Below are 15,373 nucleotides of genomic sequence, written 5' to 3' on the forward strand. Positions count from 1 at the left end.
TGTATACATTATTTCTCATAATCGACATCGGAGGTATAGCGGTTATTGGCGTTCCAGAGTAGGAACTCCTCCACATTTTCATCTTTTAAAGCGCGAATTTGATCTTCCACCTGTTTTTTGCCGTATTTAATATAATGACCTTTTCCGAGCCAGCTTGCTGTAAAGTCTTGAATCCAAGGACGAATAACGGGTTTGTAGCTGCCCAGAGGATCAAGCTTCTTATGAGTATCAACCATGGAGCCTTTAATGGTAGCATACGGATCTAAGTCAGGCTCTTTTACTCCAAACCATCCTGTTGAATAATGACTTGGATAAACCATCGGACTGATGACATCCACATTCTTGGATATTTTAACAAAGTCTTGTCCTATACCCTCAGCAGGGGCAGATGCTGCATATCCAAAAATATCTACGGATACACGAACACCCAGTGGAGCAAGCTCTGCTTTGGCGTATTTCACAAAATTAGAAATGATATCTACGCGAGAATCGCTGGTTTTGGTGTATTTAAGTGTATCTGCACGTTTTTCGAATCCTTCTGGAAAGCGCACATAGTCGAATTGAATTTCTTTAAAGCCGAGTTTGACAGCTTCTTTAGCAATATCGACATTGTATTTCCAGACATCTTCATTATAAGGATTAACAAAGCTATCGCCGCCTTTATTCTTCCATACTGTGCCGTCTGCATTAATAAAGGATAATTGCGGATTCTTTTTGGCGAGTATAGAGTCTTTAAAGACAACAATTCGAGCAATAGGATAAACATCATGTTTTTTCAATCTTTCCATAAGCTTGTTGATGTCCCCAATAAATGGCTGCGGATTACCGAGTTTCTGAAGTTCAGGATTATCGGTTTTATACGTGATGTAACCTGCATCATCCTTAATGTCGATGACCATAGAATTTAATTCCGTCTGATCAAGTAAAGAAAGAAGCTTTTCCATTCGTTCTCCACCGGCACTGTATGCGGTAACATAGATGCCTTTTACTTTTGGTGCATCCGGCTGAGGATCTGCGTGTAGCATACTTTGTGAGTCGTTTGTCTCTGTTGTAGCATTTGGAGCTGGAGTTGTAACATTTGAATTATTGTTTTGTGTAGCGATGATGGGGGGATTCATGGCGGACTTCAATGCGATTGCCACTTCAGCGTCATGTTGATTCTGTTGCACGCCTACACTTCCCAAGGCCATCATCAGTAGAGCCCAGGTGATGTTCATTCGTATTCTCTCCCTTTATGTACATTTCCTAAATTATATAGGAACGTTTGCTCCAAAAAAGAACAGTGTTGTAACAATGTTGTCTCAGAAGGAGTCTGAAAAACGATCCTTGTTGTTTATAACCGGGACGCACAATTTCTAAACGTTTTGTTAAAAAGTAAATGCCGCCTCAAATCGGCAACATGGCCGAACTTAAGGCGGCAACTATCAAGACTTCTCTTGCGGCTTACTCATTGAAGATACGCAGAATTCTGATGTTCGCAGATACTGTAATGGATGATATCCATGGCATCCGCAGGTTCCAGAATACTAAGCCCGTCACGCAGAACGATTACGGAATTTAATTCGTCCTGCTTGAGAAACGGCATCATATCAGGATACCACCTCATGACGATTGCTGACAGCTTTACCGTTTCCATTTCCACAAAAATCACCCTTTCCTTTTTCGATAGGTCTGAATGGAATTCAGTATTCATCGGAAAACGAAGTGCTTGGAAAAAAGAGGGGTAAATCTCAATCTTTATGAAATTGTTAGGGTTCTGCGTGATTATAATATATCACAATTCTTTGATTGGTGCATTTTCCAATTCAATCCTGTTTATTTCCAAATATTATCTTTTCCGGAAGGAACCCATAACGCCAACTGTCTCGACAATATTTACAAACGCTTGAGGATCTGTCGTGCGGATAATACGTTGCAGTTCAGCAAGTTCGTAGCGGGTTGTTACTGTCATTAGCATGTCCTTTTCAACATGAGAATAAGCGCCTTCTGTTTTAATCTTTGTAACACCACGCTGGAGTCCCATTAGATGCTGCAGGAGCTCATCTGTACGATTTGTTACTATATATACGGTTACCTTTAAATGACTGATGTGAATCATGTCCAGAACTTTACCAGTTACGTATATAGATACCATCGATGCAAGAGCCAGGTTCCAGTTGTTATCAAAATATGCCGCGGCAAGAATAACGAGTCCGTTTAAGCTTACTACCACGTTTCCAACGGGGAAATCGCGGAATTTAGTGATGATGGATCCCAGGATATCAAAACCTCCGGATGAACCACCTGCACGGAAGCTGAAGCCGCAGCCAATACCGACCAATACTCCACCAAATACAGAAGAAAGCAGCATATCAGTAGCTACCAAATATTCGGGAATGATCGTCAAGAACCAGGTTGTTGCCACAACGGATAACATGCTTAGCATAATAAATCTCCGGCCCAGCTGGAACCAACCAGCTACAAGCAAAGGAATATTAAAGAGCAAGTACAAAAGGCTTATGTTTAATGGTGTAAAGTAACCAACTAACATCGAAAGCCCAGATACTCCTCCGCTGAGTAAGCGATGAGGGATTAGAAAAAGATTAAATCCACTGGCAATCAGCGCTGCTCCAAAAATCACTGCAATACAATTCCAAATCTGTCTTAACAAGCAAATCCACCTCTATAAATAAATTTAAAAATAAACCATGTATGCAATGAAAAGAAAGGAACCCACTGGTATTCCTACTTAGAGTTGTGATATAATGTACAGGATATTCTTGAGTAGGACGTTACAATGGTATTTTTGCATTGCATCGGATGTAAAGCTACAGTTGCTCAGGTACAATGAAGTACCTGATGAAAGGGAGGCTTTTCGTCCCAAAAGCGCTATATCATGCAGAAAAAAGAGCATGATTGGACAGCATATAAATGTGTTTACCGCTACTTAAGAATACAGACAAGCATGTGGAATGTCCACTGTATAGAAGGAGCATGAATAATTTGAAAACATTCGCAGAATTTGGCTTGGAGCCAAAAGTGCTACAAGCAATCACAGAGTTAGGATTTGAGGAGGCAACACCGATACAGGAGCAGTCAATTCCATTGGCATTGACTGGGTCGGATCTGATCGGTCAAGCACAGACTGGTACAGGTAAGACTGCTGCTTTTGGTATCCCCCTCATTTCGAAGATTAATCGCGAAGACGAAAAAATCCTGGCGCTTATTATGGCACCAACACGTGAGTTGGCCATTCAAGTATCAGAAGAAATCGGTAAGCTAAGCCGTTTTAAAGGTCTTCGCTCGTTGGCAATTTATGGCGGACAAGATATTGGTCGCCAAATCCGTGGTCTTAAGAAGAAACCGCAAATTATTATTGGTACACCAGGACGCTTGCTTGACCATATCAACCGTAAGACCATTCGTTTGGACGATGTTCAAACAGTTGTATTGGATGAAGCAGATGAAATGCTGGATATGGGCTTTATGGAAGATATCCAGACAATCCTCAAGCTCGTTCCTGAAGAGCGTCAAACTATGTTGTTCTCGGCTACAATGCCTCCAAACATTCAACGTCTTGCACAGCAATTCCTGAACAACCCGCAACACGTCTCCGTTATTCCGAAACAAATCAGTGCTCCGCTGATTGATCAAGCATATGTTGAAGTACCTGAACGTCAAAAGTTCGAAGCACTTAGTCGTTTGATTGATATGGAATCTCCTGAGCTTGCAATCGTGTTCGGACGTACGAAACGCCGGGTTGATGAGCTTGCAGAAGCTTTGCAAAAACGTGGATACTCTGCTGATGGATTGCATGGCGACCTGTCTCAGAACCAACGTGATGCTGTAATGCGTAAATTCCGTGATGGCAGCATTGATGTGCTGGTAGCTACTGACGTAGCGGCTCGTGGTTTGGACGTATCCGGCGTTACTCATGTAATTAACTTTGACTTGCCACAAGATCCAGAAAGCTATGTACACCGTATTGGTCGTACTGGTCGCGCTGGTAAAGAAGGTACAGCTTGGTCTTTCGTTACTCCACGCGAAATGGATCACCTGCATTTGATCGAACGCGTTACTCGTCATCGTATTACTCGTAAACCATTGCCAACTATGGCTGAGGCTATTGAAGGTAAACAACGCGTAACAGCTGAGCGTTTGCTTGAGATGGTTGAGAACGGTGAATTGAACGAGTACAAAGGTATTTCTATTCAATTGCTTGAGCAATATGATTCCGTACAATTGCTGTCGGCTGCAATGAAGCTTCTGACTGGTGATAAGAAGGATTCTGCAATTGAGTTGACTCCTGAAGATCCAATCCGCGCTAAACGTCGTGGGGGTAAGAACGACATCCGCAGTGGCCGTAAACCTAATGGTGGTTATGGTGGCAACCGTGGTACTTCTGGTGGCAGCACTGGCGGATACCGTGGAAACCGTGACAACAACGGTGGCGGTAGTCGTGGTGGCTACAGCAGCGGTGGCAGTAACTATGGTAGCGGCAGTGGCGGTTATGGCGGTGGCTATAAAGGCAACCGTGATGGCGCAGCAGGCCGTGATGGTGGAGCGAATCGCAGTGCAGACCGCAAACCATCTACTCGTCCAAGCAGCACAAGCACACGTCCTGCAAAACGTGAAGATTTCGATAATTAATACTTGATCAGAACCTTAGGGTGATGATTTATCAAGATACAAAGAAGACGAGATGCCGAATAGCGGTTCTCGTCTTCTTTTTGCTTAAATATAAGGGTGTTTATTGAATTAGTAGCTTATTTAAATGAAAGTACGAGTGATGATAACGAGCAGGATAAACAATACGAGGATCGTACCAGTGGAAGTCCAGCCGCCGTAGCCAACAGGTGAGGACATACAATAACCTCCTTTAAAATGTGGTGATTTTGAAATTCTTCTGATTACAATCCCAATATATGGACTTTATAGCCATAATGTATAGACGATGACCTAGAATTCAGAAAGTTGGGCTATGGAAAAGAGTAGGTCATATGAGGTATAGTTAAGATAAGCAGTATGCAAGAGACAGAGGAGGAAGGGAATTGGAGTTTAAAGGAGCAATGGGCGGTTTATACCGCATCACAGAATGGATTACACGTATCGCAGCTAGTAATATCTTATGGGCACTATGTTCCGCCCCGTTTTTGTTTTTTGGATTAATGAAATTGATGATGTTTGGAACAAACTCAGGTGGAGTGAATGAACAGCTCACATTGAACTGGGCTATGGGGATTCTGGCGCCATTCACAGTATTTCCTGCTTCGGCGGCTTTATTTACCGTTGTGCGCAAATGGGTTATGGGGAACACGGATGTAGGAACTTTTCGTACGTTTTTTCAGGGGTATAAAGAGAATTATTTAAAAAGTATGCTCGGTGGAATTATCTACACATTGATGTTCGTTATTATGTACGTCGATGTAACGGTTTACATGACACAAATGCCTAACTTCAGAATTGTTGGTATTTTGATGTTAGTGCTGATGATTATTTTGTCGGTGTCTATGTTTAACTTCTTTTCTATTGTTGTTCATTATCAAATGAGCTTTAAACAAGTAATGACTAACTCGATTTTGCTGACTATAGCACGTCCAATTCGTGTGTTCTCAACTTTGATTGCGGCTGGAGTGCTAGCTTATATTGGTCTTAGATATCCAGCACTGTATTTCATCTGTATTCCATCGTTGATTGCGATGGCTGCTTTCTTTAACTTCTATGCTACCTATAATAAACTGCAATTGCAGGTGGAGCAGAAGAAACTGAAAGAGGAAGAAGAGCGAGAAGCTGCTTTGAACAATCAAGATGATGACGACGACGATGACGATGATTATGAAGATGATGTTACGGATAAAGATGTAAAACGTATTTAATAAAGACAAGCTTTGTGCTTAGGAAATCGTCAGTAATTTAATTCCAGTATAAAATAAAGCGCATACAGGTTTACTTTTTCGTTAAAACGCAATATAATAATAACAAATCCTGCGATGTTCGTTACGGTTGCTCGTTGTTTTGAACCAATGATAATGTCTTGGGAGATCTATACGAAGCGCAGCTGAACAGCCCTGTCTATATGACCTGGGGAATTCAAAAACGTTTTCTGCGGTCACCCACCTGCTATAGCAGGTTCAGAAGACACTGTAGCCGGACGGCATAAGCGGGTTTTCCATTGTTTAGGCCAAGCGCCTCTGTTTCCCGTGAAAGTTGGGAGCGGGCGCTTTTTTGTATGTCTGGAACAAGGAGAAAGTGAGTAATACCCTTTTGTTCCTGAGACAAGAGTGTTACACTTAGAATAATGAACTTGGGATTTGTAGAGGGGGAAGAATTTTGTCGTTAAAAAGAACCTTGGTTGGTTTATTCCGTAGTCATGATGGAACAAGCGACCGCGCAAAAGATCCGACATTGAAAACGCGTTATTACAATCTTACGAAAGACAAAGCTTGGGAGGAAGTTTCATCAACGCTTAAGAAGGTTCCTGGATTCAAGGTGCTTCATGAAGTAGAGTCAGTAGGTGAGATTACTCTGGAGAAGAGAACGGCATTCGGCCGTACACTGGACATTACCGTCTCAGTGCTTAATACCACACCTGTACGTTGTGGCGTAGATATGTACTCTGCATCTAGGGGTTCGCTAGGTGATCTGGGTGCTAATTACCGTGTGATTCAGCGGTTGTATGCGTCTTTGGATAAAAAATTAGGAAAATACAAAGCAGACTAATTTTCAGGGATCCGTATAAAACCTTCTTACTTAGGAATAGTATGAATGCGTTTACGCAATTGATGGCTGCTCTGGATATTATCGATAAATCTTTCTATTACAAAAAAAGCGGGAGAAGGATGGACCTTCTTCCGCTTTTTTCAAAATATAAGAAAGTATAAGTTTTATACCTATACCTTATGTCTTATATTTCTCGCATAAACGCTTGTCGACCTTATAAGGACGACAAGGGCATTTATGCTATCAGTGATAAGTAAGTATTGTCGAAAATGGCCGCTAACTTACTGTTCTAAAGAATTAGAGCAGACTCTTCACAGCGGCTATAGCATCTTCATAGTTAGGGTGCTCAGTCATTTCACTCAAATATTCAACATAGGTGAGTGTGTTGTTCTTGTCTAGTACAAAAATAGAACGCATATCTAACCGGAATTCTTTGATTAGAACGCCATAAGCTTGTCCGAATGAGGCTGCTTTGTGATCGGATAGTGTGATTACGCGATCGATTCCTGCAGCGCCACACCAGCGGGCTTGAGCGAATGGTAGGTCCATACTTACCGTAAGGATAACTACATCGTCACCTAGCTCTGCAGCTTCGCTATTGAACCGGCGGGTCTGTGCATCACATACACCAGTATCAAGAGAAGGTACAACACTGATCAGCTTGATTTTACCGGCATAATCGCTAAGAGATACTTCTTCCAGTAGATTCTTACTTAGAACAAAATCAGGAGCGGGATCACCAGCTGTAAGCTTGGGTCCTACGAGAGTGATGGGGCTGCTTTTGAAAGTAGCTACGCCTGTTCTTTCTTGCGTCATATCCTTGTTTGCCTCCTCGAATTGTAATATTGGCTCTTCCTGCCACAATAAATTATAATCTTATTTACAGGGAGATGTCCAACAGGGCAAGATATAAATGTAAAGGGATGGGTGTAATGATATTTATTCGGTATGAAAATTGGAAAAGTTATCTCCGGTATTACCCGGTAACATGTCTTCTCATTGTGGCTAACGTGATTATGTTTGTGCTCATGACGTTCAATGGAGGATCCACCAATATACAAACGCTTGTTGATTTTGGTGCTATAGTTGATGTTAGTCCGTATAAAGAGGAACTGTGGCGCTATGTAGCGGCTGTTTTTTTACATAATGGGTTTTCCCATCTATTCTTTAATAGCTTCGCTCTGCTGGTATTTGCACCGCCTCTGGAGCGCCTGCTTGGCTGGTGGCGATATGCGATTCTTTATGTGGTAGGTGGAGTTCTAGCAAATATTCTAACGATTGCAATCAGCAGTCGCTCAGCATTAGAGGTAGGCACGGTCTCGGTAGGTGCTTCTGGAGCAATCTACGCCGTCTACGGCGCATTTTTATACATTGCTGTTATTCAACGGGCGATGATGGATGAAGGATCACGAAAGACGTTATACGGATTGCTTGTAATCGGGATCATTATGTCGTTTGCAACACCAAATGTGAATTGGGTTGCACATATTGGAGGCTTGGTTTCTGGCTTTTTCCTATATGGACTTATTATTCGGATATTTAATAAAAGCCTAAGACAGGGGCGATGATGGAGTGGAGTTAAGACAGCTGCAATATTTTCTAAAGGTGGCCCAAAAAGAACATGTAACAAGAGCGGCGGAGGAACTGCATGTAGCGCAGTCAGCGGTAAGCCGTCAGATTCATCAATTGGAGCAAGAGCTTGGAGTTGACTTGTTCATGCAAAAAGGGCGTAATTTGCAGCTTACGCCGGTTGGTCAGCTCTTTTGCAAACGGGTGGATAGTATTCTTAAAGAATTGGAACATTCGGTAAATGAAGTGCATGAATTCTTGGATCCTGAACGTGGAGAGATTCGTATAGGATTTCCTCACAGTCTTGGAACGCATCTTATCCCGACGATCGTTGCAGAATTCCGCCAATTCTATCCCCATGTTAAGTTTCGTTTTAAACAAGGGTCTTATCCTTCTTTGATAAAGGATGTATTATCTGGTGAGGTGGATTTAACATTTATTTCGCCTTTTCCAGAAAATGATGAGCATGTCTCTGGAGATATTGTGATGACTGAAGAGTTATTTGCAATCCTTCCTCAGAATCATCAGCTGGCAGGAGAATCTGAGATCCGACTGGAACAGCTTCAAAATGAAAAGTTTGTGCTATTCAGTCAAGGCTATTCTCTAAGACCGATCGTTTGGCAAGCGTGCTTGCAGGCGGGATTTCAGCCGCAGATTGCATTCGAAGGTGGGGAGACCGATACCATACGTGGTTTAGTGGCGGCAGGGATGGGTGTAAGCCTTCTTCCGGAGATGGCGTTCTATCAGACAAATCCTCTCCAACCAGCTCAGGTAAGGGTTGTGGAGCCTGCTGTGACGAGGACGGTTGGTTTGATTTACCGAACAGATAGTAAGTTGCCGCTGGTTGCGCGTTCGTTTCGGACTTTTTTGATATCCTATTTTAAAGCTAGACAAAACAATACCCCGGTTGGCTCTTAGCCTTCCGGGGTTTCTTTTTGTAAGGTTAGTTTTGTATTAGTCGCGGTTACCTAAAAAGACGGTAATCAAGCGAAGCAGTTCGAGTAAGGAGACTAGCGCGGCGGCAACGTACGTTAATGCAGCTGCGTTTAGGACTTTGGCTACTCCGCGTTCCTCTTCGTTACGAATGTAGCCTTGCTCTACCATGACTTGACGTGCCCGGTTGCTGGCATTGAATTCAACAGGCAGTGTCACAAGCTGGAAGGCAACGGCGGCCGAGAAGAAGATGATACCAAGGCCTACAAGATTAAAGTAACCGAATATGAATCCTGCCATAAGCATGAATGGTGCTATACCTGATGCAAAATTAACTACTGGGAACATCCGGTGACGGAGTGTTAACATTGGATAACTTACTTTATGCTGAATGGCATGACCCACTTCGTGACAAGCGACAGAAACTGCTGCGATAGAACTCTCATAATATACAGGTTCTGATAAGCGTACAACTCTGTGAATCGGATCATAATGGTCAGAAAGCGTACCTCTTACAGGCTCAATCGGAACATCGTGAAGGCCGTTTGCATCGAGCATACGTCTTGCTGCTTCATATCCTGTCAGACCGTTTAAGTTGGGCACCTTGGACCATTTGCTGAATGTCCCTTTAACTCTGAACTGGGCCCATAATGAAAAAATAAAAGCGATAATTACTAATAGATACATTCCCATAGCTGCATTCCTCCACTGTATTGTAAATATGGTATTTACATTGGCGGTCCTTGCGTAAGCAATAGAAGCCGAATCGCCTCCATGCAGGCCACTCCTTGTGGGAGCAAGTTAGAGAGCGCGCGTCTGGCCTGTCCCGGCTTCAAACCGCTTATAATTGGTTCAAGTGCCTTTACTTCACGTTCTAGTCGTTGCATATGCTGCTCAAGCTCGACTAATTTATCAGATACGTCAGTTTCAGGAGTAGCCTCGCTCCATTTGCTCATCATGGATTTGATTTCTTCCAATGAATACTTGTCATGCTTTAATTGATTAATACGTTCTAAGGCGACCAAGGTTTCATGACTATATAGTCGGTAATTTTTGGTGCTTCTTGACTCTGGGGAGATTAACCCCAATTTCGTGTAATAATCAATGGTTCGCTCACTGATCTGAGCAGCCTTAGCTAATTCTCCAATTCGATATAGAATCATATCCCCATGCTACCTCGCCTCACTAATCGAATTCGACTGTCCATAAAGGGTAGTCGTCTCCTATATTGGTGGTTTCTTTTATGCTATCTGTAATGATAACAAACTGGAAACCATACAGTCAAACGTCATACTTTCATAAAGTATATGCATTAAAGAGAGGTTAATTCATGAAAGGTGATGCGCTGTTTATATACAATACACTCAAACTCCCCGTGATATCAAATTTGGAGCGTTTATAATCATAAATATAGTCCGACTATAAACATGACATTAAATGTTATGTTTATTATAGAATTAATAAGGGGAATTCTCTAAAAAGTAATATCAGAGCGGATATTCAAGTATTTTTTTAAAAATGGGATCATAGCTAAATAGGCTTAAATTAATGAGATAGTCCAAGCGTACTATGAAGAATTTGTGAGCTTGATGAAAATAAAATAAAAACATTCCCAAAAATAGTCTTGTCAATTTACCTGACTTCTGATTATAATGACATTAAGAGTTTCACGCTTTGTTAGAAAATATAACATTGGGGAGTGGGGTAAAGATGAAAAAGAAATGGTTGATGATGTTACTGGCCATGATTACGCTGATGGTTTATCCGGTAAGTGCTTTTGCGGCGGACGGTCCAACAAATGCAGATTTGCAGGTAGGGTTGGACACCGCGTTTACCTTCCTGGCATTCATCTTAGTTTTCTTTATGCAAGCAGGGTTCGCGATGCTTGAAGCAGGATCAGTTCGAATGAAGAATGCAGGTCACGTAGCCGGTAAGACGGTACTGACTCTGGCCATTGCGAGTGTTTGTTTCTGGGCCGTTGGTTTTGGACTTGGCTTCGGTAACGGTAATAGCTTCTTCGGTACTACAGGCTTCTTGTACGGCGGAGATTCAACAGCATCTTCATTTGAATCACTTGCATTTTCTGATGTTACTTTAAATGTTAAATTCTTATTCCAAATGGCCTTTGCAGCAGTTTCCTTAGCTATCGTATCTGGAGGTATGGCAGAACGTGCAAAGATTAGTGTGTACATTATATTCGGAATTTTATTCTCAATCGTAATTTATCCTGTCGTAGCACACTGGGTATGGGGCGGCGGTTGGTTGGCTGAGCTGGGAATGCAAGATTATGCAGGTTCCACGGTTGTCCATCTAACAGGTGCCACTGCAGCAGTAGTAGCAACCATATTGCTTAAGCCACGTCTTGGTAAGTTTAATAAAGAAGGCAAACCTGTTATTATTCCAGGACATAACCAAGTATTCACTGTACTCGGTGTGATTATCCTCTGGTTTGGTTGGTTCGGATTCAACCCAGGTAGTGCTTTGTCTCCAATGGGAGGTTTCTTCGGACACGTGGCATTAACCACGAATATCGCAGCAGCAGCAGGCGGCTTGGCGGCATTGATTGCTTCTTGGTTGTATTTTGGTAAATCTGATATTCCTGCAATGCTGAATGGTGTTCTAGCTGCACTAGTTGCGATCACTGGAGCATGTGCTTACGTTGAACCATGGGCAGCGATTATTATTGGACTAGTAGCAGGTGCGTTCACATTCATGACTTCCCAATGGCTGGAACGTGCAGGGCTTGACGATCCGATCTATGCTTTCTCGGTACATGGTATTGCAGGGATGTGGGGTGCGGTTTCTACAGGTCTATTCGCTGCACCGGACCTTATTACTAAAGGTGCTTTGGTAGGGGAAGCAGGATTGTTCTACGGTGGAGGTTTCCACCAACTGGGTGTTCAAGTGCTTGGGGTAGTAGGAACTTTTGCTTTCGTAGCCGTGCTTTCGTTCATTATCTTATATGTAATGAAGGTAACAACAGGACTTCGTGTTACGGAGGAAGAAGAATTGATGGGTCTGGATATCAGTGAGCATGGTACTTACGGATACCCTGAACAAATGAAATTAATCGCAGAATCGGAATCCAAAACCCTTAAACAATAATATGAATCCTCAGATAGGGAGGCGGACCGTGTGGCATCGATGGAGTTACCGGATGGGTATGATGAAGAAAGCTTTAGGACCATCGTTTTAGCCGGTTCGCCACAGGAACTTAGGGAGAGGCGAATTGCCTGCCAAAGTATTCTAATGGAACAGTTGAATGTAATTCCAATTGAGGAATGGATGTTCCTTGTGAATACGATGCATGATCTTATTGCACAGACTGCAGTACTCATATGTGAGGCGCAGATGAAAGAGGCGGGCTATGGCCCGCCTCCCTGTGCTTATTCCTTTATTGTGTTCGGCAGTGGTGGAAGGCGAGAAGCCACACTGTGGAGCGATCAGGATAATGGTTTGATCCTTGAGGGTGAACCGGATGGAGAGAAGAATAGATACTTTGAATTTTTTGGAATGATGTTATCCGATCTGCTTGAAGAAGTAGGATATGAGAAATGTGCAGGCAAGGTAATGTGCTCCCAAGGGATGTGGAGGAAGACGTTATCTGAATGGAAGGAGCAGCTGAAGGAATGGAGAACCCAGTTGGAATGGGAGCCAATCCGGTATCTTATCATTTCTTCGGATATGCGCCATGTTGCGGGAAGTACGGAGTTATCAGCATTGTGGCAAGAGGCTTTCTATGAGGGTTTTATTGACAATGAGCAGTTGTCTGTGGCTGTTCTTCGCAATACGGTCCGCCATAAAGCGACTTTAAATCTGCTGGGACAGGTGTTAACAGAGCGCTTTGGGGATTATGCAGGTGGATTTGATATTAAGTATGGGGTCTATATCCCCTTAGTTAACATTGTTAGACGCTTGTCGTTATTGCATGGTATTAGAGCTAGCTCGACGTTAGACCGAATTGAAGAGCTTGAAAGGCTTCACAAGTATCAACATTTGGATGATATTCGGCGAGCTTTCTTGTTGGCGATGCGGATGCGAGTGAACACGCCATTTAGTGTCCAGAATGGCTTGTTAATCAGCAGTGATTATATTGCTGAGAGTGAACTGAAGAATAAGCAGCTGTTGTCTGAGCTGCGTGAAGGTCTGCTGCTTGTTAGACGCCTTCATCGGGTGTTGCAGCGTCAGCTCCGCTCAGCGGAAAGGTGGCGAACATGAGGGAGCCAAACAAGAATGGAGGATTCTGGAATAACCTAAGGCAAGGTGGAATGCCGTCGGCAATCGCTTCGATGAGAGGTGGAGAAACGGCTCAACAGACTGCGCAGCAAATGGCTTATCTCCGATCACTTATGCGTGAGAAGCGTCGTCCTGAGGTGTTACGTACTCCGCTGTCTGAACTGGAGACGGTTATATTTGATTTAGAGACGACGGGATTTTCTCATCAGCATGGGGATGAAATTATGTCGTTTGGTGCAATTAAGGTTGTGGGACAGGTAATTAAGGAAGATGAAATCTTTTATACCTTGGTGAATTGTCAGACGGCGATTCCAGAGGATATTACAAGGTTAACAGGGATAACGGAAGAAATGACACAATCCGCCCCCTCCTTAATCGATGGTCTTCATAATTTCATGTCCTTTGTCGGGCAGAATGTGTTGGTAGCACATGCAAGCTCACATGATAAAGCTTTTCTAAATGCTGCGCTATGGAAAACTTCTAAAGTTCAGCTAACACACCGGGTGCTGGACACGATGATGCTTGCACGTTGGCTTGAGCCACAGCGAAGTAACTATACGCTCGATGAGCTGTTATATGTCCATGAAATTCCGATTCGTGGACGTCACAATGCGTTAGAAGATGCCAAAATGACTGCCCAGCTGTGGGTGGCTTATCTTCGAGAAATTTCGGAGCGGGGCCAAGTAGATACCTTAGGTGATTTATATGCTTATTTAAGTAGAACGTGAAGCGGGGCTTGAGTTAGTTCAGGGAAAGAGCTTCCTTGTTCATTTGGCAACCGCTCAACATAAAATCCATTCAGAAATGGAGAGTGGCCATCTTCAGTTCTGGGAGAACCAATAAGGTAGACCTTAAATTCAGGCCCTAGTGCTGCTAATCCTTTATAATCGGCGACCGAAGGTATAGGTTCTGAATTTGGGTGGGAATGAAATAAACCGATGAGTGTCGGCTCATTGTAAAGAACATGAATCCACTCTTCGGGGTGAGGAGTAAATGTGTGCAGCGGGTCTGGCGCTACGTTGCGCATAGGTACGTAAGTATCAATGAGCATGCCACCCGCTGCGGCAGCACCCAGCAGGACTCCACATGCTTCATGAGGATAACTGGACAGCAGGTGCTTCCCCAGTGCTTGCTGTACGGAATATTTCAGTCTTATAGGCTGGACATTTCCCTGTGCTGCTGCCATTTGTTTACCCCTCTCTCTTCATTAGGGTTTCGTCGCTGACGAAGCCCTCTTTTTATATTTCTTTTTTGTCTAAAAAATGGATGGTTTGAAATTGAAGTTAATGGGGGTACAATAGTAGAAAACTATTCCATTAGAAAAGGAACAGATCCCTATGAAAGCAGTCAATAAATTGAATATCACGATAGTGATTCTTATTGCATGTGTGGCTGTGTTTGCGGTGTGGCATAATCGTGAGCCGAAGGCTACCGCTGTTTTTGGACAACAAGATGAGCCACCAATGAAAATAGGGCCTAAGGCCGGACTGCTCGCTCCTTCATTTTCACTCCAAGGAACGGATGGGACTACCTATGTAGTTGATGGACCACGAGAGAAGGCGGTCCTCGTTAATTTCTGGGCATCTTGGTGTGATCCCTGCCAGCAGGAGGCTCCAGAGCTTAATGCCATGGCTACTAAGTATAAGGATGTTCTAGATATTTACGGGATTAATGTGAGTAGTCAGGATTATAAACCTAATGCAGAACGTTTTATCAAGAAATACGGTCTTGTATTCCCGGTTATGTTTGATGTGAAAGATGAAGTGTATAGCAAATATAACGGAGCTGTATTTCCTACCAACGTGCTTATAGACAAGAATGGCGTGATCTCAGAAATTATTCTGGGCATTCTTAGTGCTGAAGAGCTGGAGAAGAAAATTATCAAGCTTACCGAATCATAAAGAATCTACACCTAAGCATTATAAAAGGCCCCCTT

The 15,373-nt window shown here is 43.1% G+C and carries 17 protein-coding genes and 1 other RNA gene; 10 read left to right on the forward strand and 8 right to left on the reverse strand.

Annotated features, from left to right (window positions below):
* Positions 1 to 8: 8 nt before the first annotated feature.
* From QNH28_RS10040 to QNH28_RS10050, 3 genes are all read right to left on the reverse strand, one after another.
* On the reverse strand, positions 9 to 1,217 hold the full coding sequence (locus QNH28_RS10040) for a putative glycoside hydrolase (RefSeq protein ID WP_283911228.1): 1,209 nt from the start codon (positions 1,215 to 1,217) through the stop codon (positions 9 to 11).
* Between the two features lie 230 nt (positions 1,218 to 1,447).
* Entirely contained in the window at positions 1,448 to 1,636 is a 189-nt protein-coding gene (locus QNH28_RS10045; protein ID WP_036689649.1) for a hypothetical protein, read from the reverse strand.
* Between the two features lie 192 nt (positions 1,637 to 1,828).
* The gene (locus QNH28_RS10050) at positions 1,829 to 2,650 is read right to left on the reverse strand and encodes a YitT family protein (protein WP_283911229.1); all 822 of its coding nucleotides are present in this window, start codon (positions 2,648 to 2,650) and stop codon (positions 1,829 to 1,831) included.
* Between the two features lie 332 nt (positions 2,651 to 2,982).
* Here QNH28_RS10050 and cshA point away from each other — a divergent pair, with 332 nt between their 5' ends.
* Positions 2,983 to 4,629: a degradosome RNA helicase CshA gene (gene cshA / locus QNH28_RS10055; RefSeq protein WP_042186833.1), complete on the forward strand. Its 1,647-nt coding sequence runs from the start codon at positions 2,983 to 2,985 to the stop codon at positions 4,627 to 4,629.
* A 120-nt stretch (positions 4,630 to 4,749) separates the two neighbouring features.
* On the opposite strand, the gene QNH28_RS10060 is transcribed toward cshA, so the two are convergent.
* On the reverse strand, positions 4,750 to 4,845 hold the full coding sequence (locus QNH28_RS10060; RefSeq protein WP_042186834.1) for a hypothetical protein: 96 nt from the start codon (positions 4,843 to 4,845) through the stop codon (positions 4,750 to 4,752).
* Between the two features lie 185 nt (positions 4,846 to 5,030).
* Between QNH28_RS10060 and QNH28_RS10065 the strand changes: the two genes are divergently transcribed.
* The 3 genes from QNH28_RS10065 (at position 5,031) to QNH28_RS10075 (ending at position 6,699) form a co-directional block, all read left to right on the forward strand.
* On the forward strand, positions 5,031 to 5,855 hold the full coding sequence (locus QNH28_RS10065; protein ID WP_283911230.1) for a YesL family protein: 825 nt from the start codon (positions 5,031 to 5,033) through the stop codon (positions 5,853 to 5,855).
* A gap of 103 nt (positions 5,856 to 5,958) precedes the next feature.
* A non-coding RNA gene (ssrS, locus tag QNH28_RS10070) (6S RNA) lies at positions 5,959 to 6,150 on the forward strand.
* 159 nt (positions 6,151 to 6,309) lie between these two features.
* A complete protein-coding gene (locus tag QNH28_RS10075) occupies positions 6,310 to 6,699 on the forward strand; it encodes a DUF1499 domain-containing protein (RefSeq protein WP_036689295.1) in 390 nt (129 codons plus the stop codon).
* 297 nt (positions 6,700 to 6,996) lie between these two features.
* Here QNH28_RS10075 and tpx read toward each other — a convergent pair whose 3' ends face one another.
* On the reverse strand, positions 6,997 to 7,515 hold the full coding sequence (gene tpx, locus QNH28_RS10080) for a thiol peroxidase (RefSeq protein ID WP_042186841.1): 519 nt from the start codon (positions 7,513 to 7,515) through the stop codon (positions 6,997 to 6,999).
* A gap of 116 nt (positions 7,516 to 7,631) precedes the next feature.
* Here tpx and QNH28_RS10085 point away from each other — a divergent pair, with 116 nt between their 5' ends.
* Both QNH28_RS10085 and gltC read left to right on the forward strand, forming a co-directional pair.
* Positions 7,632 to 8,267 carry a rhomboid family intramembrane serine protease gene (locus QNH28_RS10085; protein WP_283912109.1) on the forward strand — a complete coding sequence of 212 codons (636 nt, stop codon included), beginning with the start codon at positions 7,632 to 7,634 and terminating at the stop codon, positions 8,265 to 8,267.
* A gap of 4 nt (positions 8,268 to 8,271) precedes the next feature.
* On the forward strand, positions 8,272 to 9,186 hold the full coding sequence (gltC, locus tag QNH28_RS10090; protein WP_283911231.1) for a glutamate biosynthesis transcriptional regulator GltC: 915 nt from the start codon (positions 8,272 to 8,274) through the stop codon (positions 9,184 to 9,186).
* A gap of 36 nt (positions 9,187 to 9,222) precedes the next feature.
* On the opposite strand, the gene QNH28_RS10095 is transcribed toward gltC, so the two are convergent.
* Positions 9,223 to 9,894: a zinc metallopeptidase gene (locus QNH28_RS10095; protein ID WP_283911232.1), complete on the reverse strand. Its 672-nt coding sequence runs from the start codon at positions 9,892 to 9,894 to the stop codon at positions 9,223 to 9,225.
* Between the two features lie 35 nt (positions 9,895 to 9,929).
* Complete coding sequence (locus QNH28_RS10100) at positions 9,930 to 10,364, reverse strand: MerR family transcriptional regulator (RefSeq protein WP_283911233.1); 435 nt, start codon at positions 10,362 to 10,364, stop codon at positions 9,930 to 9,932.
* Between the two features lie 547 nt (positions 10,365 to 10,911).
* Here QNH28_RS10100 and QNH28_RS10105 point away from each other — a divergent pair.
* The 3 genes from QNH28_RS10105 to QNH28_RS10115 are packed head-to-tail and all read left to right on the forward strand — an operon-like array spanning position 10,912 to position 14,165.
* A complete protein-coding gene (locus tag QNH28_RS10105; RefSeq protein WP_283911234.1) occupies positions 10,912 to 12,306 on the forward strand; it encodes an ammonium transporter in 1,395 nt (464 codons plus the stop codon).
* Positions 12,307 to 12,345: 39 nt separating this feature from the next.
* Entirely contained in the window at positions 12,346 to 13,419 is a 1,074-nt protein-coding gene (locus tag QNH28_RS10110; RefSeq protein ID WP_283912110.1) for a DUF294 nucleotidyltransferase-like domain-containing protein, read from the forward strand.
* Positions 13,416 to 14,165: an exonuclease domain-containing protein gene (locus QNH28_RS10115; protein ID WP_283911235.1), complete on the forward strand. Its 750-nt coding sequence runs from the start codon at positions 13,416 to 13,418 to the stop codon at positions 14,163 to 14,165. Before QNH28_RS10110 ends, QNH28_RS10115 begins: the two co-directional genes overlap by 4 nt.
* Here QNH28_RS10115 and QNH28_RS10120 read toward each other — a convergent pair.
* Positions 14,147 to 14,623, reverse strand: coding sequence for a M67 family metallopeptidase (locus QNH28_RS10120; protein ID WP_283911236.1), 477 nt, complete (start codon positions 14,621 to 14,623; stop codon positions 14,147 to 14,149). The two genes, QNH28_RS10115 and QNH28_RS10120, sit on opposite strands and share 19 nt — an antisense overlap.
* 151 nt (positions 14,624 to 14,774) lie before the next feature.
* Between QNH28_RS10120 and QNH28_RS10125 the strand changes: the two genes are divergently transcribed.
* Positions 14,775 to 15,338, forward strand: coding sequence for a TlpA family protein disulfide reductase (locus tag QNH28_RS10125; RefSeq protein ID WP_283911237.1), 564 nt, complete (start codon positions 14,775 to 14,777; stop codon positions 15,336 to 15,338).
* Positions 15,339 to 15,373: the final 35 nt, after the last annotated feature.

Origin of the sequence: Paenibacillus sp. G2S3, from assembly GCF_030123105.1 — a bacterium.
Classification (GTDB): Bacteria; Bacillota; Bacilli; order Paenibacillales; family Paenibacillaceae; genus Paenibacillus_AQ.

Bases quoted from the DNA above. Each gene is read 5' to 3' on its own strand.
- QNH28_RS10040 (WP_283911228.1), bottom strand. From the start codon at position 1,217: ATGAACATCACCTGGGCTCTACTGATGATGGCCTTGGGAAGTGTAGGC.
- QNH28_RS10045 (WP_036689649.1), bottom strand. From the start codon at position 1,636: ATGGAAACGGTAAAGCTGTCAGCAATCGTCATGAGGTGGTATCCTGAT.
- QNH28_RS10060 (WP_042186834.1), bottom strand. From the start codon at position 4,845: ATGTCCTCACCTGTTGGCTACGGCGGCTGGACTTCCACTGGTACGATC.
- tpx (WP_042186841.1), bottom strand. From the start codon at position 7,515: ATGACGCAAGAAAGAACAGGCGTAGCTACTTTCAAAAGCAGCCCCATC.
- QNH28_RS10085 (WP_283912109.1), top strand. From the start codon at position 7,632: ATGATATTTATTCGGTATGAAAATTGGAAAAGTTATCTCCGGTATTAC.
- QNH28_RS10095 (WP_283911232.1), bottom strand. From the start codon at position 9,894: ATGGGAATGTATCTATTAGTAATTATCGCTTTTATTTTTTCATTATGG.
- QNH28_RS10100 (WP_283911233.1), bottom strand. From the start codon at position 10,364: ATGATTCTATATCGAATTGGAGAATTAGCTAAGGCTGCTCAGATCAGT.
- QNH28_RS10105 (WP_283911234.1), top strand. From the start codon at position 10,912: ATGAAAAAGAAATGGTTGATGATGTTACTGGCCATGATTACGCTGATG.
- QNH28_RS10110 (WP_283912110.1), top strand. From the start codon at position 12,346: ATGGAGTTACCGGATGGGTATGATGAAGAAAGCTTTAGGACCATCGTT.
- QNH28_RS10115 (WP_283911235.1), top strand. From the start codon at position 13,416: ATGAGGGAGCCAAACAAGAATGGAGGATTCTGGAATAACCTAAGGCAA.
- QNH28_RS10120 (WP_283911236.1), bottom strand. From the start codon at position 14,623: ATGGCAGCAGCACAGGGAAATGTCCAGCCTATAAGACTGAAATATTCC.
- QNH28_RS10125 (WP_283911237.1), top strand. From the start codon at position 14,775: ATGAAAGCAGTCAATAAATTGAATATCACGATAGTGATTCTTATTGCA.